This is a genomic window from Acidithrix sp. C25 (assembly GCF_904848545.2).
In genome coordinates, this window is sequence record NZ_CAJHCI020000010.1 from 1,002,803 (window position 1) to 1,028,830 (window position 26,028).

23 protein-coding genes and 3 pseudogenes are annotated in these 26,028 nt (G+C 46.7%); 10 read left to right on the forward strand and 16 right to left on the reverse strand.

The genetic code is table 11. From position 1 onward, the window contains the following. Positions 1-43: 43 nt before the first annotated feature. The gene (locus tag ACIDITHRIX25_RS80115) at positions 44-2,449 is read right to left on the reverse strand and encodes an IS1634 family transposase (protein ID WP_201733406.1); all 2,406 of its coding nucleotides are present in this window, start codon (positions 2,447-2,449) and stop codon (positions 44-46) included. 128 nt (positions 2,450-2,577) lie between these two features. Further along, positions 2,578-3,351: a winged helix-turn-helix transcriptional regulator gene (locus ACIDITHRIX25_RS80120; protein WP_201733407.1), complete on the reverse strand. Its 774-nt coding sequence runs from the start codon at positions 3,349-3,351 to the stop codon at positions 2,578-2,580. A 151-nt stretch (positions 3,352-3,502) separates the two neighbouring features. Between ACIDITHRIX25_RS80120 and ACIDITHRIX25_RS80125 the strand changes: the two genes are divergently transcribed. Both ACIDITHRIX25_RS80125 and ACIDITHRIX25_RS80130 read left to right on the forward strand, forming a co-directional pair. Then, entirely contained in the window at positions 3,503-3,841 is a 339-nt protein-coding gene (locus ACIDITHRIX25_RS80125) for a helix-turn-helix domain-containing protein (RefSeq protein WP_213333454.1), read from the forward strand. Positions 3,842-3,910: 69 nt separating this feature from the next. Then, positions 3,911-4,732 (forward strand): annotated as a pseudogene (locus ACIDITHRIX25_RS80130) (IS1595 family transposase); the annotation flags it as partial. Between the two features lie 1,096 nt (positions 4,733-5,828). Here the strand turns inward: ACIDITHRIX25_RS80130 and ACIDITHRIX25_RS80135 are convergent. From ACIDITHRIX25_RS80135 to ACIDITHRIX25_RS80155, 4 genes and pseudogenes are all read right to left on the reverse strand, one after another. After that, positions 5,829-6,206: a hypothetical protein gene (locus ACIDITHRIX25_RS80135; RefSeq protein ID WP_201731841.1), complete on the reverse strand. Its 378-nt coding sequence runs from the start codon at positions 6,204-6,206 to the stop codon at positions 5,829-5,831. Next, a pseudogene (gene istB / locus ACIDITHRIX25_RS000000104460) lies at positions 6,203-6,966 on the reverse strand (IS21-like element helper ATPase IstB). Before istB ends, ACIDITHRIX25_RS80135 begins: the two are co-directional and overlap by 4 nt. Next, entirely contained in the window at positions 6,966-8,123 is a 1,158-nt protein-coding gene (locus ACIDITHRIX25_RS80150; RefSeq protein ID WP_201731840.1) for a Mu transposase domain-containing protein, read from the reverse strand. Before ACIDITHRIX25_RS80150 ends, istB begins: the two are co-directional and overlap by 1 nt. Next, the gene (locus tag ACIDITHRIX25_RS80155) at positions 8,050-8,481 is read right to left on the reverse strand and encodes a hypothetical protein (protein WP_201733409.1); all 432 of its coding nucleotides are present in this window, start codon (positions 8,479-8,481) and stop codon (positions 8,050-8,052) included. The genes ACIDITHRIX25_RS80150 and ACIDITHRIX25_RS80155 overlap by 74 nt, the downstream gene beginning before the upstream one ends. Positions 8,482-8,747: 266 nt before the next feature. On the opposite strand from ACIDITHRIX25_RS80155, the pseudogene ACIDITHRIX25_RS80160 reads away from it, so the two are divergent. After that, positions 8,748-8,928, forward strand: a pseudogene (locus tag ACIDITHRIX25_RS80160) (IS1595-like element ISAxf1 family transposase); the annotation flags it as partial. Between the two features lie 96 nt (positions 8,929-9,024). On the opposite strand, the gene ACIDITHRIX25_RS000000104465 reads toward ACIDITHRIX25_RS80160, so the two are convergent. The 5 genes from ACIDITHRIX25_RS000000104465 to ACIDITHRIX25_RS80185 form a co-directional block, all read right to left on the reverse strand. Further along, positions 9,025-9,249 (reverse strand): hypothetical protein, encoded by a 225-nt coding sequence (locus ACIDITHRIX25_RS000000104465; protein WP_201733410.1) that lies wholly within the window; start codon positions 9,247-9,249, stop codon positions 9,025-9,027. 928 nt (positions 9,250-10,177) lie between these two features. Next, entirely contained in the window at positions 10,178-10,495 is a 318-nt protein-coding gene (locus ACIDITHRIX25_RS80170; RefSeq protein ID WP_201733411.1) for a DUF6262 family protein, read from the reverse strand. Further along, positions 10,492-11,241, reverse strand: a complete 750-nt coding sequence (locus tag ACIDITHRIX25_RS80175; protein WP_201733412.1) for a tyrosine-type recombinase/integrase — start codon at positions 11,239-11,241, stop codon at positions 10,492-10,494. The genes ACIDITHRIX25_RS80170 and ACIDITHRIX25_RS80175 overlap by 4 nt, the downstream gene beginning before the upstream one ends. Further along, the gene (locus tag ACIDITHRIX25_RS80180) at positions 11,127-12,407 is read right to left on the reverse strand and encodes a hypothetical protein (protein ID WP_201733413.1); all 1,281 of its coding nucleotides are present in this window, start codon (positions 12,405-12,407) and stop codon (positions 11,127-11,129) included. The genes ACIDITHRIX25_RS80175 and ACIDITHRIX25_RS80180 overlap by 115 nt, the downstream gene beginning before the upstream one ends. Next, positions 12,373-13,491 carry a tyrosine-type recombinase/integrase gene (locus ACIDITHRIX25_RS80185; protein ID WP_201733414.1) on the reverse strand — a complete coding sequence of 373 codons (1,119 nt, stop codon included), beginning with the start codon at positions 13,489-13,491 and terminating at the stop codon, positions 12,373-12,375. The genes ACIDITHRIX25_RS80180 and ACIDITHRIX25_RS80185 overlap by 35 nt, the downstream gene beginning before the upstream one ends. Before the next feature lie 72 nt (positions 13,492-13,563). Between ACIDITHRIX25_RS80185 and ACIDITHRIX25_RS80190 the strand changes: the two genes are divergently transcribed. After that, positions 13,564-13,806 carry a hypothetical protein gene (locus ACIDITHRIX25_RS80190; RefSeq protein WP_201733415.1) on the forward strand — a complete coding sequence of 81 codons (243 nt, stop codon included), beginning with the start codon at positions 13,564-13,566 and terminating at the stop codon, positions 13,804-13,806. A 690-nt stretch (positions 13,807-14,496) separates the two neighbouring features. Here the strand turns inward: ACIDITHRIX25_RS80190 and ACIDITHRIX25_RS80195 are convergent. Together ACIDITHRIX25_RS80195 and ACIDITHRIX25_RS80200 are read right to left on the reverse strand one after the other, a co-directional pair. Then, positions 14,497-15,252, reverse strand: a complete 756-nt coding sequence (locus ACIDITHRIX25_RS80195; protein ID WP_201733417.1) for a glycosyltransferase family 4 protein — start codon at positions 15,250-15,252, stop codon at positions 14,497-14,499. Between the two features lie 144 nt (positions 15,253-15,396). After that, positions 15,397-17,502 (reverse strand): methyltransferase domain-containing protein, encoded by a 2,106-nt coding sequence (locus ACIDITHRIX25_RS80200; RefSeq protein ID WP_201733418.1) that lies wholly within the window; start codon positions 17,500-17,502, stop codon positions 15,397-15,399. A 294-nt stretch (positions 17,503-17,796) separates the two neighbouring features. On the opposite strand from ACIDITHRIX25_RS80200, the gene ACIDITHRIX25_RS80205 reads away from it, so the two are divergent. From ACIDITHRIX25_RS80205 to ACIDITHRIX25_RS80230, 6 genes are all read left to right on the forward strand, one after another. After that, a complete protein-coding gene (locus ACIDITHRIX25_RS80205) occupies positions 17,797-17,985 on the forward strand; it encodes a hypothetical protein (protein ID WP_201733419.1) in 189 nt (62 codons plus the stop codon). Positions 17,986-18,555: 570 nt separating this feature from the next. Next, a complete protein-coding gene (locus ACIDITHRIX25_RS80210) occupies positions 18,556-18,864 on the forward strand; it encodes a hypothetical protein (protein WP_201733420.1) in 309 nt (102 codons plus the stop codon). Positions 18,865-18,940: 76 nt separating this feature from the next. Then, positions 18,941-19,642 (forward strand): tyrosine-type recombinase/integrase, encoded by a 702-nt coding sequence (locus tag ACIDITHRIX25_RS80215; protein WP_201733421.1) that lies wholly within the window; start codon positions 18,941-18,943, stop codon positions 19,640-19,642. Then, positions 19,642-19,986: a helix-turn-helix domain-containing protein gene (locus ACIDITHRIX25_RS80220; RefSeq protein WP_201733422.1), complete on the forward strand. Its 345-nt coding sequence runs from the start codon at positions 19,642-19,644 to the stop codon at positions 19,984-19,986. The genes ACIDITHRIX25_RS80215 and ACIDITHRIX25_RS80220 overlap by 1 nt, the downstream gene beginning before the upstream one ends. After that, positions 19,983-20,465: a hypothetical protein gene (locus ACIDITHRIX25_RS80225; protein WP_201733423.1), complete on the forward strand. Its 483-nt coding sequence runs from the start codon at positions 19,983-19,985 to the stop codon at positions 20,463-20,465. Before ACIDITHRIX25_RS80220 ends, ACIDITHRIX25_RS80225 begins: the two co-directional genes overlap by 4 nt. Positions 20,466-20,620: 155 nt before the next feature. Then, positions 20,621-21,334, forward strand: a complete 714-nt coding sequence (locus ACIDITHRIX25_RS80230; RefSeq protein WP_201733424.1) for a hypothetical protein — start codon at positions 20,621-20,623, stop codon at positions 21,332-21,334. 644 nt (positions 21,335-21,978) lie between these two features. On the opposite strand, the gene ACIDITHRIX25_RS80235 is transcribed toward ACIDITHRIX25_RS80230, so the two are convergent. The 3 genes from ACIDITHRIX25_RS80235 to ACIDITHRIX25_RS80245 all read right to left on the reverse strand — a co-directional run bounded on the left by ACIDITHRIX25_RS80235 (position 21,979) and on the right by ACIDITHRIX25_RS80245 (position 25,912). Next, positions 21,979-22,374 carry a flagellar export chaperone FliS gene (locus ACIDITHRIX25_RS80235; RefSeq protein WP_201733425.1) on the reverse strand — a complete coding sequence of 132 codons (396 nt, stop codon included), beginning with the start codon at positions 22,372-22,374 and terminating at the stop codon, positions 21,979-21,981. A gap of 33 nt (positions 22,375-22,407) precedes the next feature. Then, entirely contained in the window at positions 22,408-24,960 is a 2,553-nt protein-coding gene (gene fliD / locus ACIDITHRIX25_RS80240; protein ID WP_201733426.1) for a flagellar filament capping protein FliD, read from the reverse strand. Positions 24,961-25,081: 121 nt separating this feature from the next. Continuing rightward, complete coding sequence (locus ACIDITHRIX25_RS80245; RefSeq protein WP_201733427.1) at positions 25,082-25,912, reverse strand: flagellin N-terminal helical domain-containing protein; 831 nt, start codon at positions 25,910-25,912, stop codon at positions 25,082-25,084. Positions 25,913-26,028 lie beyond the last annotated feature (116 nt).

Below are 26,028 nucleotides of genomic sequence, written 5' to 3' on the forward strand. Positions count from 1 at the left end.
TGAAAGCCCAGGTCATGAGCATATTGGTGTCTGGATTTGGGCACTACAGTTGAGCAATCACCTTCTTGGTTCGAGCTAGGGTATCTACTACTCCAAGAATAGAGTAGATCTCTTTTTGGGTAGAGTTTGGAGTAGAGGAGATACGAAGGTTATGTAGACGTTTGTTATCATCTAACATCGTTACGTTCAAGCGGCTATGGGTAGACACTTGAGCAAGAATGCTGTGAACACTTCTTTTGTCACCGGCTTGAGATAAGCTAAGTGCAATTGCTCCATAGAGGTGATAAGCAACTACTGAGATAAATAGATGAGCAGCGGTACGACTAGCTAGTTGGTGATAGATCGGTCTCATCCCTAGATTGCTCTTTAGGGCTTTGAATGCATCCTCTACCTTTGTTAGGGTCATATAGAGCTTCCAGATCTCTTCTGGTTCTAGATCGTTCCTATTGGTCTCAATCACATAGGCACCATAGAGAGTCTCAGCTGCTTCTTTTACTTTTGGTTTCTCGGTCAAAACCAGCTCTTTGACTTTTTGGTCATCGCCAGTTATGGTATCTATCTCATAGCGACGTGCAATAGAGCGATGCTCTTGCTTTAGCTTTCCTATTCTTGAAGCCACAGTTGTGGCATTGGAATATTGACCACGCTTAACTGAGTCAGCTAGTTTGTCAAATGCACTCTGGAACTTAGTTTGCATACCTCTAGCAATTGCCTCTTCTTTATCCCTGCGACGCTCTGAGATACATAGGATCTGCTTTATCTTGTTGTCCATGGAGCCACTTGCGTATGGTTGAGCTCTATTGGAATGGTTGGCTTGGGGTTCATTGCTCTGGGAGTGCTTGGCCTGTGGACCGCCAACTTGTGGAGCAGTATCCATCGAATCGATACCGAGGGACTCGCCGCCAAGTGAATGGTTAGCTTGTGGATGAGCGCTGAGTGATCCAGCATCGATGAAATCAACACGCATCGACTCGATGCCCATCGACTCGATGCCCATCGACTCACTGCCTTGTAGATGAACAACTATTTGCTCAGAATCCACCTCAGCACCCAGGTGGCCACCCGACTCAGCAACTTCTCCCTCGGCACCCGATTCGGCAACTTCTCCCTCGGCACCCGACTCAGCAGCTTCTCCCTTGTCATCCACCTCAACGCCAAGGTGGCCACCTATCTCAGCAACTCCCATCTCGGCACCCATCTCAGCACCCGATTCGGCAACTTCTACCTCAGCAACTTCTCCCTCGGCAACTCCCACCTTGCCATCCATCTCGGCACCCGACTCGACAACTCCCACCTTGCCGTCCAGCTCAACACCCAGGTCATCACCCAGTTCTTTGATGTAGATGCTCTCATTGGAGGAGTTCTTGATCTCTAAGAAGGTATCTTTTCCTTGGCGTAGTTCAGCTAGATAGTGTCTAGCTGCATTAGCGCGTGTAATTACCAGATAGCTAAGACCATAGGACTCAATCAGTGCGATGTTGTCATAAGTTGCTATCCCTCTATCCATGATAACCGTTGGGAGATCTTCGCTAAAGAGTCCCTGTCTTAGGTGACTAGAGATACTAGATAAGACATCACCAAGGGTTTCAGGCTCTGACTGATTACCGGGATATATGTGGCTATAGATCGGTAGTCCACGATCATCCACCAAAAGGGCAAGACTTACTAAAGTACAGTCGAAGCGCTTCTCTTTGGAGTGGCCATATTGGGCTAGATCATTACCAAGTGTTCGTCCCTCAAAATAGGCATTGGTAAGATCAAATAAAAAGAGACGCTTATTAGTTGGGTAAAGCTCATTCTCGGCTTTGATAAGTGCCATCTCGATTGAGTCTTTGGCTTCGTAGATAGCATCAGCTATCTCATAAATAGCATCTTTACCGATATTGCTAAGGTCTTGGTCTACCAATTCATAGAGTGCAGAGTCCTCTTTTAGGAAGCGATGTGTTTCAAGATCAGAAGAAGGAGCAACCAAACGAGCACATATTACAGCTTTAGCAATTGCTGTCTCTTTTTCACTAAGGCCACACCGTAGTAGCTGCTCTTTGATCTTCAATCTGTCATAGAAGCTACTAGCTATTAGTTCAGGACCTAAGCGCCTAATATCAGATGCCTCTAGAGATGATGTATTGACATTTAGGAACTCGGCATCTTTTGTGATTACTTCACGATCAGAGCGAAGTGTTTGAGTAACAGAAAAGCTAGATAGAACTTTATCGGCGATTGACTTTAGTTCTAGGTCACCTTCAAACAAAGACTCAGAGCCAGCTAGTCTCATCGTCAATATCTGAGCTAGCTTCTTGTAGTCCTTAGGATCAATCTCAAGTCGTCCTAGATCCATAACTATCTCTTGGCGTACTTTGTCTCCTTCGCGATAAGACCTAACTAACTGATGCTTTATATATTTAGTTCCAGTTGCCTTATTCTTAGTGGTCTTCTCGCGAATGAACATATAACAAGTATACCAGATGAATTACCTTGTAGGTCAATATTCGCAGCTAACTCTCAGCTTAGGGCACTACATTCGCCACTTGAGAAAACCGAACTTCATCTACCAGCATCTCCAAATAGGGGTTACCCCTAAATAGGGGCTAAAAGGGGGCTTAAACAGGCTCTTGGGGGGAATTCAGCCGAAACTGGGGTTAGCTTCAGCGCAGTCTTAGGACCTTTGGCGGTAGTTACCGCTGCAGCCATATTGTCTGGGACTAATCGACCTACAACACCGCCAAAGAAGTAGAGAGCCCTTTCGGTTGCATCTATCACACAAGATACATCTTGATATCTGGTAGCCCAAATAAATGTCTTGCCTGAAAAGGCAAGAGTAGCAACAAAAATAGAGGCTTGGTAGTCGGGATCACTAGCACCTGGCGATGAGTAGATTCCCACCTTATCCCCAGCGAAGTCAATCAATAACTGATCCCCTGGTACATGCTCTAAGTGCATCGTGAGACTACGGTCTTTTTTGGCTTGACGGATAAATTCGGCAAATTGCGAATATCCATAGTGCTCATCGGGAAATTGCTCACAATACTCGTCAAAAAGTACTTTGCGAGTTGGTGGGTTCGGCTTGGCTAGCTCTGTGAGTATTGCATCCAAATTCGGCATTACCGCTCCATTGGATTTTGGACCCGGACTATTTGGATAGCAGATAGCAGAGAGTGCCTCATCGTCAAGGTCGCATGCCTCTTGGGTACTAACGCCTGCTTTGGCGAGCCTATCGAGATGTCGACTTACGCTTTGGTGTGAGATACCAAGCGATGTTGCTATCTCTCTATTGCTGTAACTACCCTTGGCTACAAGAGCCAATAAATTACGGATATCTTTCATATCCACCTTCCATTTCTTTGAAGCCATTTATGTTCATTCCTCCTTTGGCGTCCACATTTTTCAAGACGCCAAAGCAAGTTAATCAGATAAAGAATCAGGTGGTCCAAAGATTTCGGCGAGGTGGTCCAAAGATTGTGGAATCATGGTCCAAAGATTTCAGCGAGGCGGTCCAAAGATTGTGGAAAAGTCATTAGACGAAGAGATCACGCAATTCCTTAGAACGTTTGTCCTAGAACACAAAGCTCAAGGTTACAAAAGAGCATATCGCTACGTCATAGACAAGGGATACCATGTCAATATCAAAAAGGTAAGGTCTCTTTGGCGACAAGCCGGTTTGAAAGTACCCTATAAGAAGAAGAGAAAGTCACCTGTTGGCCATGGACAAGCCATGGGCTACAACGTTCCCCTGGAGAAACACGTTTCATGGGCACTTGACTTTCAATTCGACCAGACAACCGATACTCGTACTATCAAGATCCTAAATATCATTGATGAACATACCTATCAAGTTTCGTAAGTTTCGCCTCCACCGAGACCAGATTGGAGCTAATCTTTAGTAGAACAGATGTTCGATAAAGCTGTCTAGGTGGATCTCTCAGGCTTTATGGTACGCTTCGCTTCAGAGGAAGCATGTGAAGATCATTTGATCAAATTGCTTATGCTATGAGGGATTTAGATGCCCAAAGTGTGACTTCGACCAATTTACCTTAGTCAGGGCAAATCATTTCAAGAAATGCAGCATCTCGAGCTCCACTTTTTCAATGTAAATCTTTTCACCGTCAAACTAGCGTTACCTCCGGGACTATCTTTCATCGAAGCCATATCTCTTTATCCAAGTGGTTTTCTGCTATCTATCTATCTATTGTCCAACGACAAGCGTGGTCTTTCGGCTACTACCCCCTAGCCATCAGAGCCCTTGCTAAATTCGTTCAAGTATCTTATCCAACTGGCTGGTTGATGCTAAATAAGCTACCTAAGGCAATGGCTGAGCGTAATGGCTGAGCGTAATGGCTGACCGAAATGGTTTATACAAACTTGGAGGAAACGCCTGAGTAGATGAGTTCTTTTTAGGTGGTGAGAGCCATGGCGAAGGCTAACGAGGAAAGGGAACAAAACAAACCAATGTTCTAATTGGAGTGTCGATTAGCAATGGTGCTCCTACTCATTGCTTCATGGAAGTAATCAAAGATACCACTGCTAAATCACCCAAAGATGTTTTTGTGAGACGTTGAGATTCCGATACCAAGCTGATAAGTAATGGTAACCCAAGTTACGGGGTATGTGCTGAAAGACCTTGGACTAGCGCACTGGTTCACTCTATCCAAAGACGAACAAGCACATGTAACATTCAAATGGCTCAAGATCCTAAATTGGGAACTGCAAGAAATTTATCGACGGAACATACCACTGTTACTGGCCATTGAGAACTGCAAGTTGGTGGACACGAAGAATGCATACAAGTGGCCATCACTTTTGCACATTTTACCACAGCTCGCGTTTATCTGAGGCCGCTTTTTTTACTATTACAGTAGCTATTTCATTCGGTCCTTCTATGGGCATTTCTTGTCGAGGAGGTGAAATAATGTAACCTTTGGTCGCAAAGGTCTATTAACTACTCCAACTTGCATCCAAGAGCAGTTAATTGTCGATTAGATGAAAGTGCTCCATCGAGGCGCAGTGTGATTTTTAGATAGGGTTGAGATTTCGTTGAGGGCGACTTGGAAAAGATCTCTTTATTATTCTTTTTTATGGGTAGTAGCTACAGGTTGAAAGAGCCTCGTGGGCGAAGATCGTTGGATTGTGCGTAAACGCGAAGCGTTTTCCACATTTCAACTTTCGTTTGCGTAGCAATCGTTCACAACTCAATAACCCCCATTACGTTCCTGGATAGGTGGAGGTTCTAGGTTCTAGATTCTAGAGAACTAGCGAGTAGTGACGGCACCGCAAGTTACCCAACCCAACCAAGAGGCCCCATCGTGAACCCCAATGGCCCGTTGCGCGACGATAGAGCGACGATAGGTTTGCTTGCAATCGAACAAATTGGCCCCATCAGCTCTTGGGCATGAAGTTGACATGGCGAATCAGTTGACATGGCGAATCAGTTGACATGGCGAATCAATGAGATCGTGGAACATTCGCGACAAGGGTTGGATCCCGTGGGCTTTGTCTATATGGTGACGATTCGCTATCCTTGTTGGTTCTCTTTGGTCAAGAGCTAAGACATATCGTCATTAGTTCTCTAAAGTGTGGGGTCTAAAGCGTGAGATCCATGTGTGGTCATTTGATTCATGAGGAACGGAGATTTCTCCGAGTCTGGTGACAGTAGGGCACCAGCAGCTATCAATCGAGAAACCGAATGGATGTATCAATCGTCCTGATAGTCGCCGATATAGATAGAGCACTACACGGATAGAGTCCTATATAGATAGAGCCCAACCAAGGACTATGTTAGGCCTTGGTTGGGCTCTTATTTGATTATTACTGGGTTTCTAAGAGTGTTATCTCTATATCTCTCCCATGAGTTCGCCTACTGCGAGAGGCTCGTCGCAGTGAGGGCACAGCCCGCCAATGCCAACGCGAGTCATGAAGACTCCACAATCGCTACAGCGTTGTATGCCGAGTTCGTGCACTCCACAAGAAGGACACTCATAGATACTGATATTTCGACGAGGTTTACTTATTCCAACTATGGCATTGCTCACCAATCCTTGATGGCGTCTTCGATAGGCTCTATGTTTACAAGTTGCCGAACAATAGATGCGTCGACCGATTGAGACAAATTGACCTCCACAGATAGGACAGGACTTCTTTAGAGAGGGATCATCTAACGCCTCTCTATCGTTGTGATAGGAGGGATCATCTAACGCTGGTCTCTGGCTCATAGTGGCACCACACCTTTACCCGAAAGAGCTTGGCTAAGGCGAATAGAGTCTCCTTTGGTTTCTATGAGATGGCCATGATGAGCCAGACGATCAACAAGTGCTGCAGCGAGAGATCTAGGCGTGATGATCTCGTCGAAGGACGCTATAGGGTAATTCGAGGTCACAATCATTGAAGTCTTCTCATAACAAGCATCGACCGCCCGATAGAGAGACTCTGATTCCATAGAGTTCATAGGAAGTATTCCTAGGTCGTCAATGACAATCAAATCCATTCTCATCAATTTGAGCATCATCTTCGCCAAGGTGTCAGTGGCCTTAGCTATATCCATATAACGACACAGAGTTTCAGGGGTGTACCAAGCTACCCTGAAACCTGCTTCGATTCCAGCACTTGCAAGTGCCTCCGCCAGAAAGCTCTTACCCGTTCCAGGAGGACCAAGAACCAGTAAGTTCTCTTTAGTCTTACCCACTCCAAGTTGGACAATCCCATAATGGTTCTATTTGGAATCGATGATATGGATGAGTCAAACCCCTCTAGGGTTCGATTGGAGGGGAGATTCGCTGCTATGCGGCGAATCTCTAACGTAGAAGCATTTCTGCCTTTTAGCTCGATTTCCAATAGCAGCCGGATCATCTCCATGGGATCCCATCGCTGTGCTCGGGCCGAAAGAGCTAAATCATAGTAGCTCCGCCTAATATGAGGAAGCCTAAGACGCTTGGTCATAGCTTCGATCTCGTCTTGGATTATATTATCGGCCATTATGACACCGCCGCAAGTTTGGACCAGGCGTCAGTAGATGCACCATAGGGACCCTGTGGTGAGCTAGATGCACCATTAGAACTCTGTGGTTTGGAACTCTGTGGTGAAGTGGCCTTAGTTCCACTACGAGCTGACCTTTTGTGAATTACCAAGAGATCAGCTATTACCGAGTGATTGAAGGCTCCAAGACGAAGTGACTCCTCAATTATTGAAGAGGAGACTTCATTATTGGCGTAGCCCACTAGATCTGCTATCGAGGTTTCAATACCGCTGGCTCCACTATTACAAGCCCTAATGAGCCATTGGCTAGCATCAGGTGTAATTGAAAGAAACTTAGCCTGAGTTTCATTGGTCGGAATCGGCATCCTCACAAGTGGGCCATTGGGATGATCTGGTTCCTTATGAGAATCGTCAATGACATAGCTGAAAGCTTCTCCTCTTGCATGGCGAGCTATTTCGTTAACATATCCACCAGCTTCTTCCTGGGCTACGATGACCACTTCTTCCCCAACGCTGCGAACATAGACTACTTCGCGACGATATTTCGCTGGTACCGAGTAACCACAGTGGTTGAACCTAACGATGGGCATCTTTGGCTCTACCTTGCGCATCACTCCATAAGCACCGAGATAAGGCACTTTAGGAAGGCTATGAAATGTCATAGCCTCAGATTGAAGTACCACTGATGGGATCTTGCCTGAGGTTGAGTGGACAACGGAGTTGATAGAAGTGGTATAGGCGGCACATGCAGCTTCAAGTTCAGCGATGTTCCTGTAGTTTTGAACGAGGTTGGTGTCTTTTGGGCAGATATCTTCTTTTGCCACCCTAACTGCAGCTTCTACTCCACCTTTTGATGCTGGATCATAGACAACGCAAGTTTGGATACTAAAGCCATACGCACTAGCGAAGGAGACCATCTTGGGGTTAATGACAGCCACCCCTGCGATATGCTTCACCGCAGCAGTCTTAGCGTTGTCGGTGAGTACATAAGCCGGAATACCCCCTATGTACCTAAAGCAGTAATCTAAGGCCATAATCACATTGGGCAGTGACTGATCCGGGATCCATTTAACGATCCTCACCTTAGAGAAAGGGAGATAGAAGTGAAAGAGTGTGGTCTTTTTCCCATCGATCACAGGACCATGAAGAAAAGTCATACTGTGCCCATTTCCCCATCTCGGCAATCCAAGGCCAAAAGATTCTTTGCGTAGATTTCCTCCAGGCGACCTTGGCTGTAGCTACAGCTCTTCTAGTGCTTCGAATTGAACCGTTATAACCTAGCGCCACCAGCCTGACATGGATCGCCTTAGCCCGGACCTTAGCCTTAGACTTGTCAACGGCTTCCTCAATTACGCCAGCGAACTTATCGGTGGCCTTAGGACGCCTCTCATATTGACCCTGTCGTATCAGTTGTCCGGCATTTCGTGCTTGAACATACTTCTTTAGGGGTATTAGGAGAACAGCCAACGAACTGCGCTGCTCCGTTATACGATCTAAAAAGATCGTAAGCCTCAATAATTTCCATGGATTCTTTGCTATCCTTCACTTTGGGCCCTTTCTTGGCATTAGGAGTGGTATAAATCCATAATGCCCCAAGATAAGGGCCTTCATTCTTCTTTTTTCTCAAAAAGTGATAGCCAGACCGCCTTTGCATGCCCACTCTCGGGTCCAGGAGACCCGAGAGTGGGCCGTCACGCTAGGCGGTCATCCTGTATGCAATTTTCGTGGCTATATTCATTCATGCCAAATGGCCATATTCATGCATTTTCAAATGGCCGTTGACATACCACGGAGATGAGGAACATAAGCAACTTATGCCTCGAGGAATTCGCATACCGATTCAACGCAAGGCACTTTGAAATGTCCTTGGTAGAGCGACTTCTCAATACATGTGTGTTTGCGTCTCCACATCCGCTACTCCGCGAATCTGACTCCAAAATGGCTCTTGCTTACGAAACTTGATAAGTATGTTGATGAATACTCAAGCCCTAGGTTTTGAGGGAAGCCCTAGCGTCAATAACAGCCAGATCGATCGATTCACTAGGGGTTATTGCCGTCCTAGATGATATCGTAGCAAGCCGAGGTCATCCTATCTATATAAGGTGTGACAACGGACCAGAGTTCATCTCGAAAGCTCTTTCGGATCATAGAAGGAGATAGTCGACGCGCCATATGCTGACATCGCCATCCCTCCAACATTGCATCAAATAACATCGGCTCTACGCGCAGTGGCGTTCCAGCACCCACCAAAACCAATGCAGCCGAACCAGACGGTCGTCTCATTCGTGCTCCTCCCTGTTGTGGCATCAGATACAACATTATGTACTTCGACCCAACTTATTAGATGCATCATTATTGCATCTAGCTGACTATAGGTGTTATATATCCATTCCCACCAGCGCTTTGGTGCGCGATGGACAAACTTCTATAGAACTGCTTAAAACTGTTTTCCCAGGTGGGAACTAATCACGAACCATGCTGAATGATGCATCAGACCTAACATTGCTCATTTTACGCAAACGAAAGTTGAAATGTGGAAAACGCTTCGCGTTTACGCACAATCGATTGATCTTCGCCCACAGGCTCAACAAACAGCTACTACTAATTACTTAAAAAGCTCTATGGATTTGCCCTAGAGTCGCTAACCCCTAAAAACAACCCGATCCAAAAATAACATTAATTTTGGACCATTAAATGGGGACCCGCCAGTTGTATTTTCCGGCTGCTATGGTTTTGAATTGTATTAGTTGGCTTGTGGGTATTAATCAGTCTTTTCCGTTAATCTAACAGGATGGAGTTTTGTTAATTTATGCACATGTCAAAATGATTTGTAACTTCGCAGTCACATCATTACGGGACTCATGGCGGACATGAGAAGGGAGTGAAATCTTCAGGGTGATGTTTCAAAGTTGTTTCTTTCCCGAGGAGATATCCCTCGAAATTTTATTGTGTGAGCTCGTTTTGCTGTTTATTGACTTTGTGATAGCGAATATCGTTTGAAATGTAACTTTCTTTTTTTATTCTTATAATTTCGGTGGATATCCCAGAAGGAGAGCCTCCAATATATCGGACTTATTAATGTTTCGAATATCGGTCATAAAATTCTCTATGGCTTGCTGTGATGTCCTGCCTTTCGCCACCGTTTCATCTGGATTGTCCTGTGATTAACCGGCTAATCCTGTTTCAAGCAATCTATGGACTTTTGAAGATTTCAAGTCGCCTGTCGTCGGTAACGATCTTCTCTGCTGAGACGTCGAATCTGTTCTTCATGACGACGAACATTGTCTGCTAGAACTTCGACTGCAGTGCGTAGGTGACTGATTTCGGCAGATAATCCCAAAAAGGTGTGTACATCTCGACTGATATTGCGGTACTCCGTTACAGTTGCACGAAGTTCTTCATTTCGATAAAGTCTGTTTCTCGTGATTCCTATCCGACGGGCAACTTCAACAAAACTAACCACTTTGCCTTCGTCAACTAGCTCTCGGCAAGCTTGCTCCACTTTGGAAATGACCTCTGGTGACGTCAATTTGAACCTGCTTGTTCTATGAGTGCGTCAAGACGTGCCACTAAAGAGCGGTGACGATCAGCTTCGGTGATCCAACCCCTATTAGTCGCGTCCTCTGCCAGTATTTGACTATCCCTGCGCTGGGAATCAAGAACCGCAACGTTAGTGGCATCAACGCTAAAGTTGGCACAGTGCTCACAGATATTGCAATACGAGCATGGCCCTTGTGCTACTGAGCGCAGACAGTGTCCTTTAGAGAGCCTGGATTTGATAAGAGGAGCACTCTGCCAGGGGCTAGATTCATCTAGTGTTACCGCAATGTACTCACGCTTTTTCGGTATTGGTCCAATCCTGGCTTTTACCAAGTTAAGAGCCCTTTCATATTCTGCTCGAACGGTTGAATCAAAAAGACGGCCATATCGAAGACTCATTTCTGATGATTTATGTCCTAACAAAGCCATTAGAACCTGAAGTGATACTCCAGAATTTACCATAGAAGTGGCAAAAGTATGACGGAGTTGATGGGGAGTTACATGCCTAATCCCCGCTTCTTCGCCAGCTCTGCAAAGTTCTTCTCTTAACGCATTTTGTGATAATCGCCTACCGTAGTGCATAAAGAGAAACTGGGCAGGTTTGCCAGTTCGGGGATGAATTAATGCCCTTCCGCAACTTCGTGTAGCAACAATAGAGTCAATGATTGAGACCGTCTCCTCATCAAGGGGACCATACGCTCGGTGTCGAGTTTCCCAAGAGGCACCTTTAGCCATGAACCATTGTTTGGGATCTCATGGATACAGTCCAGTTCAAGATCCAATAGTTCCCCGATTCTAAGTCCAGTAGCTCGGGCTAATAAAAGTGCATCGGCAGCTAGACGGTGGTTGGAACTTCGCAGTGCCAGTGTGAGCCTGCGGTCTGCATCTATGGGTATATACCGTGGAAGCGGATCAGGCAGGCGAGGCATATCGGAGCGAAATATCAAAATACGACTTGGGATGTCCTCCCAGCCCCATTCGGTTATATCTCTAAAAAAACATGTAACTGCGAGGATGCGCCGTGCTTGGTCGGCTGTTGTAATTGGTTTGCCAGTTCGGGAATTAATTGCAGTTGCGATTGAATTTAGATATGGCTCGATGTGACGGCGTCGCTCTAGATCTCTAATTGAGGTAAGTTCAGGATCACATTTGGAAATAAAGCGACCAAAGTGTGACAGACGAGTTGCCAGCGAGCTTACAGTTTTTAGCCTACAGGTCCCCGATTTCCGCTCCAAATACTCAATCAGTGAAGACTGCAATGCTGGATGCGTATCAGACATTCTCACTAAAAATGACTTGGGCACCAAACAAGGTTTGGGCGGAGACTCAAGCACTCCTAGATGAAAAAGTATCCGTTCGGCTGCAGTGAGTGCAATTTTATAGTGTTCCCAGCCCTGACCGGTCGCATCCTTACGTTCCCGACAGGCGTTGGCTAGGTCACTAAGGTCAGAGGCTTTCAGTTCATGAAGGCTTTTGCCACTCTGTATTAGCAGTCGTGCAATCGTCTGAGATGCGACTCGTATAGAAACCTTTTCGCTAAATCCAGCTTTCTGTGCGCCAAGTAGAAAAGAATCGATATCACTTTTTATAGGGCTCGCCTCGAGTTCATGCCAGAATCCACAAAGCTTTCGCTCCACCAAATAGTCATAACCTGGATGTAAATACCCATGCAGCATTAAAAAAAGAAGAAATCGCCCAGCTTTGGGGAATTCAGTCAATCTCAACGAAAGTGGGAGATCTGATAAGGTCTCAAGATCTGGGTGCAATTCGAAATACGAAGTCGCAATATTTATAAGCCTAGATTTGCCAAATGGGTCAACTCTTAGAACGCTAGCGTAGTGAAGGAGGATGTCTTCCTTTGAGCAATTAGCGTAAGTTGCGACTACGGGCATAAGCTGCATCAAATTCAGCCTTTATATGGATAGGTGCAAGATGGATATAACGGGTGGTGGTATCTGTGTGGGTATGTCCGAGCAGTGCTTGCATAACTGCCAAATCGACCCCGGCCTCAGCTAGGCAAGTGCCAAAACTGTGTCTTAGGGAATGTGGGTTCCCGCCGACAACGCCACTTGTAATGCGGTGATAGCGAAAGATGGACCGAAGCCCTGCAGAAGAAAGAGGAAGTCCACGATTTGGACCTTTGGCAACCAGGAAAAGGCAGTCACTCAAAGATTCTGGACGTTCAACTAGAAGGTAGGTCTGGATAACTCCAGCCACATCAATATCAAGGGGGACCTTGCGCTCCTTCCTCCCCTTGCCTAAGACATGAATCCATCTTGCCCCAATGTCTATATCTGTGACTTTGAGACCAAGTACCTCACTCGAGCGAAGACCACAGTAGACCATAAGTCCGCAAATGGCCCTATCGCGCCAGGTCTTCATGTCCTCAATAAGATTGACGACTTCCTTAGAGCTAAGAGCATGAGGCAGACGCTTTGAATCTCTAAGTCTCAGTTCTGAACGGTATTTTGGCCCTCGGTTTATATGGGCCAAAAGCCCATTACGTTCAGACGAAGACAACCGCCGGACATTTACACCACGTGGAATCGGACTCCTTTTTTCCGGATCTCGCATTGACCAAAACCCGAACAATCCGGAGATGGCAGCTAGGCGATGATTGACCGTAGCGGGCGCGTAACCATCAACTCTTGTACCATCAATGCGCACAACATTGGAGGTGGACCGGCCTAGAACTGTGGCCTGACGGCATGAAGATAGATACTTGAGCAGTACCTTGGTGTCTACTGTATCCAAATCAATTTTCTCTGTCAACAGCCACCGACAAAAAGCAAGGAGCGAAAAGGCGTAGGAGCGAACAGTCTTCGGTGAATAGTTGCGGTCAGCTAGATAACCGAGGTAATCGTTCACAAGCTGGAGCCCAGCTAACCAAGAGCCAGTCAGTACCCAAGTGTCGTTTACATACTCAACCCGAAGTTCAACTTCATTCATAGATACAGATGTACCATAGATGATCCAAAAAAGCAAGAGGTTTCCATCATTTTCTGGGTTTATTTACTAATTTGGAAACGCTCGATCGCTATGGCCCAATACGTCTAAGTGAGTGACTGCGGTCGCCATTCAATGCCGACGACGCGCCATGAGAGATTTGTTGGTTACAGACAGATCCCTTTGGGATCTGTCAATTTCGCTAAGATTCACCTATTTGGCGCTCCTTTTGAGCTTGCCACTTGGATGGCTTCTAGTCAACCAAGTGAAATTGCATTTGCCCGTAAAGCCGTATTTATCGGCGTTGTCGTGATAATCGATGACAACTTGGCCCTGGGCTTACTAAGAATTTAGACCAAGGAGATTAATTCTGATCGATTCTTTGGCTTTAGGATCAATCAGAATCTGGCGATAGTCCTATAGTTTTTGGATTCCTCGAGAATCCACCCGACACCAGCGCAAGTGAGATAGCCTCAGATGTCTACGTGAAGCCCATGGCCCAAGGCATCAAAGAGAAGGGCCGCTGTGGCGAGTATGATTGTTGCGAATATGGTTGTAGAGGGGTATTCCTCAATCTTTCTGAGCCCTAGGCCGCAATTCGATGATTTAGGTGACTTGGAGACAAAAGTGAGGTATTCCTCCCCGATTGTTTTGGATTCAATTCACATCCGCATTGCTTATGGACCAGGCACCGCCTTTAGCTAACCCGATGACACTTTGAGATCGCCAATGCGTAAAGACTTCAAAAGGGGCTATGGATTTGTGGACCAAGAACACGGGCTAACCCCAAAGCTATGGCTTTCGTCCATCGATTTGTCATCGGCTACTCTTGGTCAACAAGACCCACAGCCCGTCACTACTACCAATTAAACAAAAGGTTCTTTATTTTTGGTCCTGCTCTAAGTTGTCATAGCCATAGCCAACATCTGCGTTTTTTCTTGGTAGGTGAAGTTGAGGAATCATAGTTGTTAGACCATCTGATCAAGCTCATCGGAGCTGGTTAAATCCGGTGTTTCCACTAATCCATATAGAAATGAGATCTTATTAGCCGGTTAACAGTGAATATTTCATTTTCTCAAAGAGCGATTCCTCGTCCACCTCTAGCCAGAGACAATCTCGAAATAGTTGATCGTTTGATGTAGCTACAACGGGAACAAGACCTGACTCCACTAGGTATGAATTTTCATTGGAGCAGAAATCCATATGTCCCCCTTTGTCTGGTGCTATGACTGGTTTGGACATCATCATAGCTTCTGCATAAGGCAATCCGAAACCTTCTCCGCGAGATGGTAAGACGAATACGTCGGATCGATGGTAGAGATCTTTGATCTCGGAGGTGTCCAAGTTTTCTGTGATGATTGTGATCTTTTCCAAAAGCTCCTGACGCAATCCTTGGGGAAGCACTCCATCCATGAATTTTATTAATTCAGGCGTACTAATACCATTTACCTTCAGGATGAGGCGAGAGTCTTGGTGCACACTAGCGACTCCTTCGAATGCTCGCAATAGAGATGCTAGATCTTTCCTATCCTGAAAGTCGAAGATCGATAGGTAGGTGAAGGGGTGCGATGCTGACGTATCTTCAGTTCTTACATCTCTTGTCGGTATATTTAGTGCGTTAACTATTATGGGAACTCGGCGAATTTTGGTGGGATCTAATCCTGATGCGATAAATATGGATCGGTCGTACTCCGAAAAGGTCCAAATTTCGTCAAATTGTCGAAGGGAACTAGCAATTGTCTTTGGAATTGACCAAGCTTCCCAGGAGGTTCGAGCGATTTTGACTTTTGATCTTGTCAATGGCGTGATCTTCGAGATCCAAGTCAAAGGTGTATTGATTATTGTGGTGCTATAACTTTGTCCCCGCACGTCGGAGAGTGGCGGATATTCGCTTCTGTAGTCGGTTGCTAGTACGTCGAATTTTTCAAGTCGCACCCCTTGCGGTCAGTCGCTTAGAAGCGTGGCACAGTCTTTCGAAAATCCACTGTTTCCCTGGAAGAGCCCCATATAAGCAACCGATAGTGAGGATTGGTCGTTTGTGGTTACTTCGTTCGATGGAGTGTTTTTCTGAGTCGAGCGATGGTTTACCTTTTTAGCCATCGCAATGACATCAAGGGGTGCAATTTCGCTGATGCGCCGGCAAGCCCCTTCAATTGGCGCAAATCCGGCGGCCTTGAGCATCTCCTTCATTAGTTCGATGGGATAGAGACGAATGTTAGTGGAGTCAAGCCAGAAGTTGAAAGAGGTGACAAACGGGTTTGTGAAATCTGGAGTTTGAAGCAATATGGTTCCACCGTCGTCGATTCGACTATGTATCCATTTGAAAATCTCTTCAGCGTGACTCGGTTGCAGATGTTCGATGATATGGCCCATGAATACTCCGTCGAATGACGAGATCTCGATGTCGTTTAGAGTCTCCGACAGCCAGCCTTCGAATACGGTGAAGCCGTCTGATCGGAGGTTTGACACCAGAACGGGGTCAGCCTCTATCCCAATTGCATCGATGCCACGTTCTCGCAGCGCGCGCAACATCGAACCTTGTCCACAGCCAATGTCTAGGACCTTTCGTCTTCCCGCGAAGTACTGCGAGAGGTGTAGTGCGATTTGATAAGTTTGATCGTCACTACCCTCGAAGACATGAGCCACCAATCGGTTATTATTCGATGCGGACAAGTTATTGATCAGTTCGCGATGGTGGGATTTCGACCAAAGGTCTTTTCGAGTGTTGGCTAAGGTAAATAGTTGTTCGCGAATTTGCTTAAGTTGACGATTCGAATCAGCATCTGAGGCGTCGATAAGTGTGAGAGCGCTTTGAAAGTCCCCCAAATTTGTAAGTTGCTGTACGACTTGCAATACCAAATCGACGGTTACTGGACTTTGAGACCAAACGGTCATCGCATCTGTAATTATGCTGTAAGCATCGAGGATGTGTTGCGAGTTGGCAAGCGACTGAATGTGCTCGACCGCCTTACTGGCAATGTGCTCCCAAAGATAACTCTTTGCTCTTTCGTGTGCTAATTTCGCGAATTGTGGAAGTTCGTAGCGATACGTAAGTACATTTCGCAATGTATTGGCAATGTCGATCGGTGAGCATTCGAGGTACCAGAGCCTGTCGGAGAGCAAACTATTGCTGACTACCGGAATGTCTTGAACAACAATATCAGATTTGATTAGGACCGATATGTCCGAAGTGCAAAATTCGTTTGTTGGACCATTTGCGGTGTGAATTACTGGGGTGCCTAGTGCCATAGCTTCAAGGACTGGCATGCCGAATCCCTCTCCTCTGTAAGGGTGTATTAGAGCATCTGATCCCTGAATCAAGTCGTAGAGCTCCCTTTGATCCAAATGTTCGTCGATAATTTCGACGATTGTTTGGATTTCGGGGTGTTCTGTGAGCTTTTGCTCTACGAGAGATTGGCCGAGGTATGCACCGCCGGAGCCAACTTTTTTTATAGTTAGGCGTAACTTTGATTGCTCGGCTGCAGAAAGCAGAGCGATGCCGTCCATTAGGAGATCAACGCCCTTCCTAAATATGGCGCCGCCGAGAAATAAGAGGCGAAAAGGATCGTTGTATGTAGTCGATTTTGTGTTTGATAGTTTTTCAGCCCCCAGTTTCAGAGCGTCAGAATTTACGCCGTAGGGAATTACTCGAATCTTTTTGTGATCAACCCCAGACTGTACGTAACATGCTTTAACGAATTCAGTTGGAACCCAAACCTGATCCGCCGAAGCCACGCCCTCAATCCAACTTATTGGGATCGAACCGAACTCCCAAGGTTGTAAGACGACCAACTTTTCATCTGGAGAGTACTTCGTCCAAATTGGCGGCCAAACCATTCGGATTCTTATATCGCAGGAGGCGTCTCTATCTGCAACCTGAAGCTTAGAGTTATTTATAAGTAAGTGTTTTGAGAGTTTTTTTGCGGATGTGTCGAATGGGAGCAGCGAAACATCAAAGCCAAGTTCGAGAAGTGACTCGGCAAGCGAAATATTTACGATCGCATAGCTTCCCGATGTGTCCAGATTGCCTTCAATTATTATCTTTTCCACATTGCCTCTTGTATTCGAATTTACGACCTCTTTAGGTTTGATAAATATCGTCTCGTTTGGCGTTGTGCTTGAACATGGCAGCAGTTTTCCTGACCCATCTTTCGCAGAATTCCCGAAAAATCGCCCCAATTAGCCCCTTTTGAGGGGATTTTGGGCGTTTTACAACTTGTGTGATTTATAGATTCCATGGTAGATGGCTATTAGATCTTTTTGGGTCGCAAATGTAGTGTCCTAATTTTTGAGTAGTTTTGATTATGACTTGCATTAGCCCTGACATGGTGCTATTGTCTTGTTGTGTTTATCCGTGAAACTCCAACAATAAATAAAAAGACCGGCATTAGCTACAGCAAGTACCAACTCGTTGAGTCCTACCGCTGTGAAAAAGTGTTACTGGCCATTGAGAACTGCAAGTTGGTGGACACGAAGAATGCATACAAGTGGCCATCACTTTTGCACATTTTACCACAGCTCGCGTTTACCTGAGGCCGCTTTTTTTACTATTACAGTAGCTATTTCATTCGGTCCTTCTATGGGCATTTCTTGTCGAGGAGGTGAAATAATGTAACCTTTGGTCGCAAAGGTCTATTAACTACTCCAACTTGCATCCAAGAGCAGTTAATTGTCGATTAGATGAAAGTGCTCCATCGAGGCGCAGTGTGATTTTTAGATAGGGTTGAGATTTCGTTGAGGGCGACTTGGAAAAGATCTCTTTATTATTCTTTTTTATGGGTAGTAGCTACAGGTTGAAAGAGCCTCGTGGGCGAAGATCGTTGGATTGTGCGTAAACGCGAAGCGTTTTCCACATTTCAACTTTCGTTTGCGTAAAATGAGCAATGTTAGGTCTGATGCATCATTCAGCATGGTTCGTGATTAGTTCCCACCTGGGAAAACAGTTTTAAGCAGTTCTATAGAAGTTTGTCCATCGCGCACCAAAGCGCTGGTGGGAATGGATATATAACACCTATAGTCAGTTAGATGCAATAATGATGCATCTAATAAGTTGGGTCGAAGTACATAATGTTGTATCTGATGCCACAACAGGGAGGAGCACGAATGAGACGACCGTCTGGTTCGGCTGCATTGGTTTTGGTGGGTGCTGGAACGCCACTGCGCGTAGAGCCGATGTTATTTGATGCAATGTTGGAGGGATGGCGATGCCAGCATATGGCGCGTCGGCTATCTCCTTCTATGATCCGAAGTCGTGAACGAGTGGTAAGGCGATTCGGTGACTACTGCGAAACCTGGCCCTGGGAGTGGCAGTCTAAAAAAGTTAGATGCCTGGATTGCCCAAGGCAACTGGTCACATTCGACAATCAGATCTTACCAAGGATCAATCGCTTTGTTTATGGGGTTTCTCTGTGACCCTCACTATGGATGGACAGCGGAATGTCTCAGCCAGGTTGGTGTTGCTCCAAGTTAGATATGTCATAAAGAAAATATGTCAGTGCATGTTTCAGGGTATGAAGGTCGACCGGCCAGGCGTCCGTTCACCCGAGGGGAACTGCAGGCACTATTTGATGTCGCCGATGCTTGTGTCGAAGAAGCTGCCACCTCACCAAGAAAAGGTTGGCTGGGGGCTTTCCGGGATGCGACACTACTGAAAGTAATATACGGGTGGGGGCTACGGCGCAGAGAAGCAGCCATGCTAGATGTATCTGATTTCGGGATAAACCCAGCAGCTCCTGAACTTGGCGAGTTCGGCATATGTCATGTACGATTCGCAAAAGCAATGCGCGGCAGCCCGCCGAAGCGACGTTCAGTAGCTACAGTGTGGCCGTGGACATCTGAGGTTGTAGGCCAGTATGTAAAAGAGATTCGTCCATTACATGGCGATCCTGCCCGTGGTTCCGCACTATGGTTAACCGAACGTGGCGAAAGAATCTCACTTCGCTCAATTGACGACAGATTTGCCACCTGGCGTAGGTTGGCAGAGTTACCACCTGAGCTGTCAGTTCATTCCTTGAGACATTCTTATGTATCACATCTGATAGAAGATGGTGTCGATCCGTTATTTGTACAGCATCAGGTGGGCCATTCCTGGGCATCGACCACTGCTATTTACACTACTGTCGGATCTGACCATATGAATCGTATGCTACGCGGTGCACTGGACCGGGCATTTAGGGATAAGGAGTACTGATGAGTACCAAGAGGATTGCGCCAGTTAGTTTTAGGTGGCATTTGCGGACGGTCTTAGCCCAAAAGGGGATCTTTGTAACATCGGAACTGGTGCCGCTATTGGCATCACGTGGGGTAACACTCTCTCGGGAGCAGGTTTACCGACTGGTGGTAAAGACTCCTCAGCGCCTCAGTTTGATGACACTATCGGCACTATGCGACATTTTAGAGTGCAGCCCATCGGATTTGATTGAACCACTTTCTGGTACGGAATCTGGCCCAGCAGATACACCAGCGCCTGGTCGGGCACAAATATCAGCCATTCACCCGATAAAGGCAAAAATCACACCGGATCCCCGTCTATGAACCAAATGCTTAGAAGTCACACATATGACCATCACGACAACTCATCTAATGGAACTCATCGCACCTCCCAGGTAGAAATGATACTTGAGAGCATTGTGGCCACAGTTGGTGAAGCCGATCGTTTGGCAATTGCCCAAGTGCTCAATCAGATGACTGTTAAACCTGCCATATTAGCTTCACTCTACCGAGCGTTCTTAGACCATCCTGACGCAGTATCGATCGGTGCACCTCCATTGGTGGGACGTCTGGTTATGGCTTTGAGAGAGGCAGGTATAGCAATTGGCGAACCCACATGTGTAGGATGTGGACGAACAAATCACAAGCTGACCTCGTCGCAGGAAGGCGGGGTGTGTGGTAATTGTCGGCATCGACAGCTGGCTACAACGTGTGTTTCGTGTGGGAAGATAAAGATCGTCCACGGACGTGATCCCAACGGCGGAGCGTTGTGTTCGCTATGTTCTCCACGGAAAAACGATTAGGTTCTCTATGTGGTCGGATCCGAGTAATAGCGCTTCGAGCCCACCAAGACAGTGGCGACGTATGTAATTCCTGTTACAAGGGACCGCTGGCGCTGTGTCGGGTATGTGGCCGGGAACGTCCATGTAATTTCGTATCATCCGGCCGGCCGGTCTGTGTGTCTTGCTCACCACGTCCAAAGGTACTCTGTGTTCACTGTGGAAAACTCTCTCCACCGGCGGTGCACTGGCCAGAAGGGGCAGTCTGTAAACCTTGTTATCGCGGCGCGCTCAGCCGCAGGGGTATTTGTGAGACCTGTAGGAGTGAACGCCGTCTCGTAGATCCACCAGGTCCAAATGCACGACTATGTGCTGATTGTTCGGGTACCCAAGGCCTATTGCGTTGTCGAGAATGTAACGCCGAGGAATGTCCCTACAAAGATGGCCTTTGTATCCGCTGCGCACTTAGAGAACAGACACGTTTACTAATTGACAATATAGATGGTCCACTTGCACCAATTTATCGGGCGATTATTTCAAACCCCCAGCCCTACAGCGCATACAACTGGGTAAGACAATCAGCAAGTGCGAAGATTATGGCTGAAATATCTAATGGCACCCTTGCGCTTTCTCACGAAGCTCTTGACTCATATCCCAAACGAGTCGCAGCCAACCTGGTGCGCCAGATTCTGGTAGCAAACGGCGTGCTTATGCGGCGCGATGACAGACTTAGTGAACTTGAAACCTGGATAAACAGCAAACTCGACAAGGTGTCTTCGTCCAAAGATCAACACCTACTTCGGTCGTATGCAATTTGGTGGGTCCTGCGACGAAACCGTGAGCGTGGCGCGCTTTCGAATCGATCTACAACCTCGACAGGTCATTCGAAGTGATACGCCCCGGAAATCTTGGAGACTCCTAGTCTTGAGCTAAGGGGTCATCATTATCAAGGCTAAAGAAGTACTCACCCGAAGTTCGTGATCGGCCAATACGAATGGTCACAGACCATCGGGGTGAGTATCCCCCACAGTGGGCAGCTATCCAATCTGTTGCTCAGGAGCTGTAAAAGACGCCCGAGATGCTTACGTACTTGGGTGCGTTAGGCTTCGATAGATGTCGGTGAAGCTAAAGGAACAATTACTCAATGAGAGAGCGCACCCGTCAACTAGAGCGAGAAGTCGTAGAGCTTCGTAGAGCTAATGAGATTTTACGACCAGCAATATTTCTTGCAAGTACGTCCAATCCACAACAAGCTAATTAGCCAAACTCTCATCAGGCGTGAATATCAACCGCAAGTGGACGATTCAACTCGGGACGCTTCGAGCTTGCCAATAATTCTGATAGGACTTCTTTACGAGCATTAATCGCCTCAATTAAAGATTCATTGCGACTAAGCAACCCAAGCAATAGAGCCTTCGAAGATTTCGGAAAGCTGACCTGGCTAAACTGATTAAATTCTAAAGGCATAGGCCAACTCCGCTTTCCTTCCAATGCTAGGACCGATTCATTTTGATTGTCCTCTATCTGTGAGATTACGTCACGCCACTCCAATTGAAGCTCCCTCTCCTTGTATTTGGTTAGCTGCCCCTCGCCATGCCATAATTATTTGAAGTATCAACTTATATGCCACGTCAAATCGCTTCCTGTCGGCTCGAATATTGGCGTAAACCAGTTCACTGTAGATGAACCCATAAACCGAGGCCAGCTGTATAGCCCCATCCCAGATATCAGGTCTTAGAGAATCCCGAAGATGTAAAATGATCTCTTGTGCATGAATCAATGCGTCGTTCCGACTTTGCACATTAGCTTCGTCAAAGCCTATTTCAGCGCGTTTCATATCAATTTCCAGACGATCCAGAAACATCAAAAGACGTTGTGTCGGTGACGCAGTTAAAATTGCATCTTTTACATAATCATTAGGCTTTGAATACATAAATGCCTTCCATGGAACGAGTAAAACAATTCATTAAGGCAGCTTGGCAATCGCCGATGTAAGCCATTGCGTCTGATTTTGCAGAGTTCCCAACTGAACTTCCATATTTGAAAACTCCTGCGTCAACAATTGCTGCTCTGCGTTAATCATCGGCGTATATGAGCTGTACTGAAACTGCAATGCGCCGACTTGGCTATTCAGGCTAGCTATCGTAGTAGTTGTCATGCCATTGACAGCGTTGGAGCCTAAATTACCGGTATATGCCATTCCCCCGGCAATGCCTGGCGTATAGGAAAATGAGCCTATATTCGTCGAAGATGTAATTCCAGATGCCGTAACAGATAGAGCCATGCCCGCCAGAGTTGGATCAGTAGCTGGAGCAGTCAAAATCTGACCCGATCCAGTAGCGGTCACACCATTTATCGTTCCCGCCACATCAAGACCACTAAAGGTCGAGGGAGTATTAGCCACGCTAGCCAGCCCGGTCTGACCGGCACCAACAGCTGAACTGGTTACACTAAAGGAAGCAGCCGAACCATATGCACCGCTATTTAGAACCAACTGGCTCCCAGATCCGTTTGTAACTACAGATGCATTTACCCCTATACCCTGTGCGGATAGAGCGGAATTCAAACCAGTAGCTATGGCGCTGAGACTTTCACCCGCAGTCGCCGAATACGATGCGCTCGCAGTCCCTGAGGTTATCGTCAAATTCTCCGCGCTTGTAATGGTTCCCGTTGAAATCACATTTCCAGCATCCTTGGCTTGAGTAGCAGATTGTGAAATATTTACTGCATAGGTTCCTGGAACTGTAGCATCTGCGCCGTATACCAGAGAAACCGCTCCGTTATAGGTGGCACTAGAAGACTGAAAGTTCCCACCCTGGGAGAAGATCGATGCAACGGCTGAGGGGTTTGCGTTGTATGCACTTATGAATGTATTTTGGTCAAAAGTTATGGTACCAGTCTTCGTCAAGGAAAGACCAACAGCTGCAGAGTTATAAGCCCCGGCAGGCCCCGTCGCTGACGCCACTGTTTGCAAGATTGCCTGTGTTAGAGTTGTCATGTTAGGATCGGCCATCAAAGGTCCCGCGGTTGATGTTGAAGAGTTATAACCTGCTAACTTATTGATTGTAGACAAAGCGGTATTAGCTGCTGAAACCAAGTTAGAAACTGACGATGCCATAGCTGTTGCATTTGGAGTTATTGAAACACTCACAGGGGTGCTTCCAGCAGCTTGCGCCGATACCAAGTTCAGCGTCACCCCTTGCATCACTCCTGTAACGGCGTTAGTTGCAGAATTTACGGTGTACCCGCTAGATCCACCGATTTGAATTTGTGCATCCTGACCAGCAACTACCTGCTTCATACCACCCAGCGAAGACGACAGTGCAGAATTATCGAGGGTTATTTGAGAGGCAGTACCTGTTGAAGTTGATGCAAGTTCAAGGACGTAACTATTCGTTCCGAGATTTACAGCAGATGCACTAATTCCAATACCAGCGCCATTGATCGAACTTACAAGATCCGAGAGAGTGCCACCACCTATGTTTAAATAGTTCGCCGTAAACGATCCGGTACTAAATCCCGTTGTACCAACGGTTGTTGCGATCGTCCCACCCGTACCGGAATTGAGAGTAACAGAAGATCCAGCCGCAACATTATTGACGGTATTGACAGTCCCATCAACAGTAATAGAACCCGCGGTACCGTTAACCGCCGAGGCAGCTGCGGTAAGTCCCAGAGAGGACAATGCGTTGCCACCAGTTATTTGAAGAGACGAGCTTGATCCGAGCTGAGTCGTACTAACCGCTAAGCCACCATTCTGGGCAGCTGAAACATTTAATAGTCCACCTGATGCACTCGCAAGGGCGCTGGCGAGTTGTGACTCCGAATAAGTTCCTGCCGCAATGGTGAAGGTCTGTGCTGTTCCGTTGACGTTCGCGGTAACGGTATCGTTAGAGCCCGTGGTAATCGTAGTAGAAGAAGAGCCTGAAGTTCCCGTAACCGATGCTCCGCTGAGTGCAGATGTCACATCAATCGAATGCGAACCAATCGCTAACCCGGTTCCCGCGGTCAATGATGCAAATCCAAGGTTACTAGCCCCGGTAGCAATTAATAGCGGAGCGGTGGCTACGATGCTGGAAGTCGATCCAACGGAACTATTGCTCATTTCAACTGCGCCCTGAGCAAGTTGGTTCACACTAAAGCTTAGGGTGCCCGTAGGAGCACCTGATGTGGAGGTAGCCGTGGCTACTGAAGAGTTGGATGAAGATGCAGAGGTGGCGTCCCATAGATACGTCTGGTTGATAGCATCGGCTGCGGCTTGAAGGGAACTCAGCTGACTCTGGATAGTTTCGTAGTTTGAGATGTTGGAATTGATTTGTGAGATTTGATTCGTGATGTTAGTTTGAGGTTGTTTATAGGCTGCCATGAGTGCAGCTATTATCGATTGGGTATTCAATCCAGAGATGACCCCGCTGAAAGTTATCGGCGCTCCACCGGATGTACTAGTAGTGCTACCGGCAAATGGGTTGACAGTGGTTGTACCGCTACTAGTGGTAGAAGACGTGGAAGATACTGTCATCTAGAATCACCCTTTCAATTTATCTCAAAATGAGTTCCAATCAAACAATCCAATAACCAAAGAGCTGGGGCACCGAAGCCCAAAAAGCTCCCGCACCCCAGCCTTGGCTAAAAATTATTTATTACGGTATGAGTTTCAACAATAGGTTAGGCAACTGCTGCGCTTGGCTGAGCATAGCAGTACCTGCTTGCATCAATATCTGCTGAGAAGAAAATGTTGTCATCGCTTGGGCGACATTAGTATCAACAAGTGTCGAGTGCGCTGACTGAACGTTCTGCTGACTAACTGTCAAGTTCGCGATATCGGCTTGAATCTGATTTTGCGCCGCACCCAGTGCGCCTTGAATCGACGAGATATTGTCAATTGCCAACTGAACCGAAGCCATTGCCGCGAGTGCCGCTGTTCCGGAGCCAATTGACGCACCGGAGAGAGTGAGTGCGCCGAGTGTGGTAGCGTTCAACCCTACTGTTACCTGATTCGCAGACGTTGTAAATGCACCGAGTTGGAACGTCAGCGTCTGAGTTGAATTCAAAAGCGTGTTAGACGCGGAACCAAAAGACGTTGAATTGGCAATTTGATTTAGCTGATTTGCAAGCGAAGTAAATTCAGCATTGACCGCACTATAGGCATTAGAAGTCATGGCACCTTGGTTGGAGGCTTGCGTTGCAAGTTGGTTCATCCGCTGAAGAATAGATGCCTGCTGGTTCATTGCTCCATCTGCAATTTGAAGAACTGCAATTGCATTTTGCCCGTTTGTTATTCCAACATTTAGGCCATTTGATTGTGCCTGCAAATCCTGGGCAATTACATAGCCTGAAGCGTTATCAGCAGCTGTTTGAATCTGAAGACCCGAAGACAACTGAGATATTGTCTTACTCATTGCATTGCTAGTACTATTCAGGTTGTTATAAGCGTCAATTGCTGCGATATTAGTATTGATAGAAAGTGACATTTGGTAATTTCCTCCTTGATTTTTACGTCTCCCATCCTTGGTGACGCGATTCTTGCGGCAAGATTCACAGGGTCACCGATGGAGTGGCTACCTAATATCTCGGCTTAACTAATACG

Excerpts from the sequence above, each read along its gene's own strand:
- ACIDITHRIX25_RS80135 (WP_201731841.1), bottom strand. The coding sequence starts at position 6,206 with ATGAGCCAGAGACCAGCGTTAGATGATCCCTCCTATCACAACGATAGA.
- ACIDITHRIX25_RS80210 (WP_201733420.1), top strand. The coding sequence starts at position 18,556 with ATGAGACGACCGTCTGGTTCGGCTGCATTGGTTTTGGTGGGTGCTGGA.
- ACIDITHRIX25_RS80175 (WP_201733412.1), bottom strand. The coding sequence starts at position 11,241 with ATGGCTAAAGGTGCCTCTTGGGAAACTCGACACCGAGCGTATGGTCCC.
- ACIDITHRIX25_RS80225 (WP_201733423.1), top strand. The coding sequence starts at position 19,983 with ATGAACCAAATGCTTAGAAGTCACACATATGACCATCACGACAACTCA.
- ACIDITHRIX25_RS80235 (WP_201733425.1), bottom strand. The coding sequence starts at position 22,374 with ATGTATTCAAAGCCTAATGATTATGTAAAAGATGCAATTTTAACTGCG.
- ACIDITHRIX25_RS80215 (WP_201733421.1), top strand. The coding sequence starts at position 18,941 with ATGTCAGTGCATGTTTCAGGGTATGAAGGTCGACCGGCCAGGCGTCCG.
- ACIDITHRIX25_RS80120 (WP_201733407.1), bottom strand. The coding sequence starts at position 3,351 with ATGGCTTCAAAGAAATGGAAGGTGGATATGAAAGATATCCGTAATTTA.
- ACIDITHRIX25_RS80115 (WP_201733406.1), bottom strand. The coding sequence starts at position 2,449 with ATGTTCATTCGCGAGAAGACCACTAAGAATAAGGCAACTGGAACTAAA.
- ACIDITHRIX25_RS80220 (WP_201733422.1), top strand. The coding sequence starts at position 19,642 with ATGAGTACCAAGAGGATTGCGCCAGTTAGTTTTAGGTGGCATTTGCGG.
- ACIDITHRIX25_RS000000104465 (WP_201733410.1), bottom strand. The coding sequence starts at position 9,249 with ATGAGACGACCGTCTGGTTCGGCTGCATTGGTTTTGGTGGGTGCTGGA.
- ACIDITHRIX25_RS80150 (WP_201731840.1), bottom strand. The coding sequence starts at position 8,123 with ATGACTTTTCTTCATGGTCCTGTGATCGATGGGAAAAAGACCACACTC.
- ACIDITHRIX25_RS80245 (WP_201733427.1), bottom strand. The coding sequence starts at position 25,912 with ATGTCACTTTCTATCAATACTAATATCGCAGCAATTGACGCTTATAAC.
- ACIDITHRIX25_RS80180 (WP_201733413.1), bottom strand. The coding sequence starts at position 12,407 with ATGCAGCTTATGCCCGTAGTCGCAACTTACGCTAATTGCTCAAAGGAA.
- fliD (WP_201733426.1), bottom strand. The coding sequence starts at position 24,960 with ATGACAGTATCTTCCACGTCTTCTACCACTAGTAGCGGTACAACCACT.